Source organism: Bradyrhizobium valentinum (assembly GCF_001440405.1).
In the GTDB taxonomy this organism is placed as follows: Bacteria; Pseudomonadota; Alphaproteobacteria; order Rhizobiales; family Xanthobacteraceae; genus Bradyrhizobium; species Bradyrhizobium valentinum.
Genome location: NZ_LLXX01000219.1, coordinates 1 through 3,999 on the forward strand (window position 1 = coordinate 1; position 3,999 = coordinate 3,999).

A 3,999-nucleotide genomic window follows, 5' to 3' on the forward strand; every position below is an offset into this window, starting at 1 on the left:
CCCGGATGGAGCCAACGGGTCGCGCGAATGCGCGCCCGATGACAGGCTCCGCGCAAATCCGGGGCCTGGTGCCCGCGGATGATATTCTCACCGCACGTTCGTGACGATTGCGAGCGCCCCTCATCCGCCGGGAGACGGTCGGAGTTATGCCGGCAATTTCCCTCGTCGTCCCGGCCAAGCGAGCAACGCGAGCGCGAGCCGGGACCCATACGCCGCGGCCGTGGTTATCAGGCACGCGGGTCGACGGCTTTCTTTCAGCAACACAACCCTGTGGCTATGGGTCCCTGCTTTCGCAGGGACGACGAAACACCTCAATGTCTGAAGTGCCTGATGCCTGTGAACACCATGGCGATGCCGTGATCGTCGGCGGCCTTGATGACTTCTTCGTCGCGGATCGAGCCGCCGGGCTGGATGACGGCGGTGGCGCCGGCTTCGATGCAGGCCAGCATGCCATCGGCGAACGGGAAGAACGCGTCGGAGGCGACGACTGAGCCCTTGGTCAGCGGTTCGGCGAGCTTCGCGTCAGCCGCAGCATCTTGCGCCTTGCGGGCGGCAATGCGCGCGGAATCGACCCGGCTCATCTGGCCGGCGCCGATGCCGACGGTGGCGACATCCTTGGCGTAGATGATGGTGTTCGACTTGACGTGCTTGGCGACGCGGAACGCGAATTTGAGATCGCGCAGCTCGGCGTCGGTCGGCACGCGTTTGGTTACGGTCTTGAGCGTGAGATCGTCGACGACAGCATTGTCGCGGCTCTGCACCAGGAGGCCGCCGGCGACGGTCTTTGCCGTGAGGCCCGGCGCGCGCGGGTCGGGCAGGCTGCCGGCGAGGAGAAGCCGGAGGTTCTTCCGCTTCGCGACGATCGCGATGGCTTCTTCCGTCGCGTCCGGCGCAATGATCACTTCGGTCAGGATTTCCGTGATGACGCGCGCGGCTTCGGCGTCGAGCGTTCGATTGACGGCGATGATGCCGCCGTAGGGTGATTGCGTGTCGCAGGCGAACGCCTTGCGATAGGCGCTGACCAGGTCGGGACCTTCTGCGACGCCGCAGGGGTTGGCGTGCTTGACGATGACGCAGGCGGCGGTACGCGCCGGGTCGAACTCGGCGATGCATTCATAGGCCGCATCGGTATCGTTGATGTTGTTGTAGGACAGCTCTCTGCCCTGCAACTGCCGCACCGTGGCGACGCCGGGGCGTTTGTCGGGCGTGCGATAGAATGCGGCCGTCTGGTGCGGGTTCTCGCCGTAGCGCAAGGATTGGATCAGCCGGCCGCCGAAAGCGCGGAAATCCGGCGCTTCGGCCTTGTTCTGGGCGGCGAACCAGTTCGAAATCGCGGCATCATAGGCGGCGGTGCGGGCATAGGCCTTGGCAGCGAGGCGGCGGCGCAGTGCGAGCGTCGTTGCGCCCTTGTTGGCAGAGAGCTCGTCGAGCACGGCTTGGTAATCCTGCGCCTCCACAACGACTGCGACGTCATCGTGATTTTTTGCCGCCGCCCGGATCATCGCGGGGCCGCCGATATCGATATTCTCGATGCAGTCCTCGTAACCGGCGCCTTTATCGACGGTCGCCTCGAACGGATAGAGATTGACTACCAGCAGATCGATCGGCGCGATGCCATGCGCCTTCATCGCGTCGGCATGTTCCTTGTTGTCGCGGATCGCGAGCAGCCCGCCATGCACTTTGGGATGCAGCGTCTTGACCCGGCCGTCCATCATTTCGGGAAAGCCCGTCAGCTCCGAGACGTCCCTGACCTGCAGCCCGGCCGCCGCGATCGCCTTGGCGGTGCCGCCCGTTGAGACGAGCTCAACGCCATGGCTAGCGAGCGCCTTGGCGAATTCGATCAGGCCGGTCTTGTCGGAAACGGACAATAGAGCGCGGGTTACACGGCGCGGATGGTCGGTCATAAGGAGGTTCCTGGGCTGGTAAGCCAGCCCGGTAGCACGGTTTTGCCGGTCATGAAACCGGGCAAAAACCAGCCAGACCGGCGTGTGGAAGAAGCTGCAAAGGTCTACAACGGCAGTCCCGGCGCTTTCGAAGCCGCATGGATGGGTTTGAATGGCGGTTTCGTCTCAAGCTGCCTTTGCTTTGATGGTCGGGATTTGACTAACGTCCTCGGTTCGCTCCGCCTGCCAAGTATCGTAAGCGGCCTGCATCCTGGTCCAGATTCCCGCTCCATCGCCAAAAAGCTTGCCGAGCCGAACCGCCACGGCCGGGGACACCGGCTTTTTTTCCTGCAGGATATCGTAAAGATGCTGCCGCGAAATCCCGAGCAGTCCCGCGATTGCCGACTTGGTTCGGCCGGTGGCCGGAATAATCTCGTCACGAAGTAGCGCGCCGGGATGAGTGGGGCAGCGGCTTTTGCCGCGCTTGGCCGCATACACCATGTTTTGCTCCTCTAATGCGGTGCCTCAGAGCGGCAGTTCCGGCTTGCGCCGGGCGGTCGTCCCAGAAGCCGACGTCGATGAGCGGACAAAGCTCCAGCGGATCGAGGAAGCATGGCGGGAATCCTGGCGGATCACGATCTGGGCGGTGCGGCGGGGGCCGTCATTGCCGGCCAGAAACACGCTGTCCTCGAGATCGACCTTGTCGTCGAGCGCCTCGAAGGTCCAGACGTCGCGGCTCGGCAATACCAGCATGACGCCGCGCGCGTCGCTGAGGCGGCTCGCCTTCACCGCGGGATGCAGATGAAACCGCAGGGCAAAATCGGTTTCGGCGCCCTTGATACGCACGCCCGGCGCCGGCGACACCGTGTCTTCGCCGTCTAATCTTCCGCCGTCCTGGGAGATCATCAGCACCCGGCGATGCAGCACGCCGAACCGCGCCAGATAGCCGTCATGCGACGTGGTCAGGAGATCGCCGTCGGCCACCGCCTCGCGGTAGCTTTCCACATTGGCCGGACCGCTGACGACGGGCGCGCCCTGCAGCAGGCGCTTCATCGCCGACAGTTCGACGAACTGGCAAGAGGACGTGTCGTGATAGGTCAGGGTCGAATGCGCCACGGTGCTGCGCGCAAAGGTGCGCCAATTGTCGCGGCCGGTCGAGGGCATGCCGCAATTGATGACGATGCGGCTCGGTCCGGACGACAATTCGAACGAGAGGCAGCCGGCGTGCGCTTCCTGGCTGATATTTGGCGGCGGCGGTGGGCCGGTGTCCATGATGACGGTCGTGGTGCCGGCATCGAGGCGCTGGAAGCCGGTATGCGGCATGTTCGCCATCGGCACGCCGTGGGTGTCGTCATACGCGAGCAGCGTCGCCACCAGATCAGACGGCGCGTTGCTCATGCCGTTGAACAGCGCAAAACTGCCGTCGCCGTGGCGGAAGAAACGCAGCATCGGCATCATGCGGTCGATCGCATTCAACAGCGCCGGCGGCGGCGCGATGTTGCGGGCGGCAAATGTCTGCCGCAGCGGCAGCAAGTCGCTGAGCAGTTCGACCAGCGCGCCGGGATTGCGCGAGATGTGCCCGCCGTCCGGCATGATCTGTCGCTGCAATTCGTCGGAAAGCCGTCGCGTGGCGGAACGGATGTGACGCGCCTGATTGGCAAGGCACAGCGAGGCGTAGCACAGCGCGATCAGGACCTGCAGCCGCGGCACGCCGTCGGCGATGTCGAGCATCGCGTAGCGCAAATAGCGAATTTCGCGGGTCAGCCCGCGCAGATATTTGCGATAGAATTTTCCGTCGGTGTCGCCGAGCACCAGCGGCGCCTGCGACAATAGCGAGATCACGCGGCGCGCCAGCACGTCGGGGCGGCGCTCGAGCGGCCGCTTGCGCGCCGGATTCGAGATCCAGTCGTCGACCAGCGAGCGGGCATTGGCACGGGTCAGCGCGGTGTCGGCGGCGCGCAGGTGCCGCAGCCAGCCGAAGCCGAGCAGGGCGACCTCCCAATCCTCCGACGGCGGTTCGAGATCGAAGATCGAGCGGCCATGGCAGGTCACGATCTTGCCAGCGAACACGAAGCGGCCGGCGTAGATTTCGGCGGCGCGGGTGGCATCGGCGGTG

3 protein-coding genes are annotated in these 3,999 nt (G+C 64.9%); all 3 read right to left on the reverse strand.

Annotation, left to right across the window (positions count from 1 at the left end):
- Nucleotides 1-311: 311 nt before the first annotated feature.
- On the reverse strand, nucleotides 312-1,904 hold the full coding sequence (gene purH, locus CP49_RS37785; protein ID WP_057855181.1) for a bifunctional phosphoribosylaminoimidazolecarboxamide formyltransferase/IMP cyclohydrolase: 1,593 nt from the start codon (nucleotides 1,902-1,904) through the stop codon (nucleotides 312-314).
- A 165-nt stretch (nucleotides 1,905-2,069) separates the two neighbouring features.
- Entirely contained in the window at nucleotides 2,070-2,384 is a 315-nt protein-coding gene (locus CP49_RS37790) for a HigA family addiction module antitoxin (protein WP_057855182.1), read from the reverse strand.
- A 24-nt stretch (nucleotides 2,385-2,408) separates the two neighbouring features.
- The coding region (locus CP49_RS37795; RefSeq protein WP_057855183.1) for a heparinase II/III family protein at nucleotides 2,409-3,999 on the reverse strand (1,591 nt) is incomplete at its 5' end.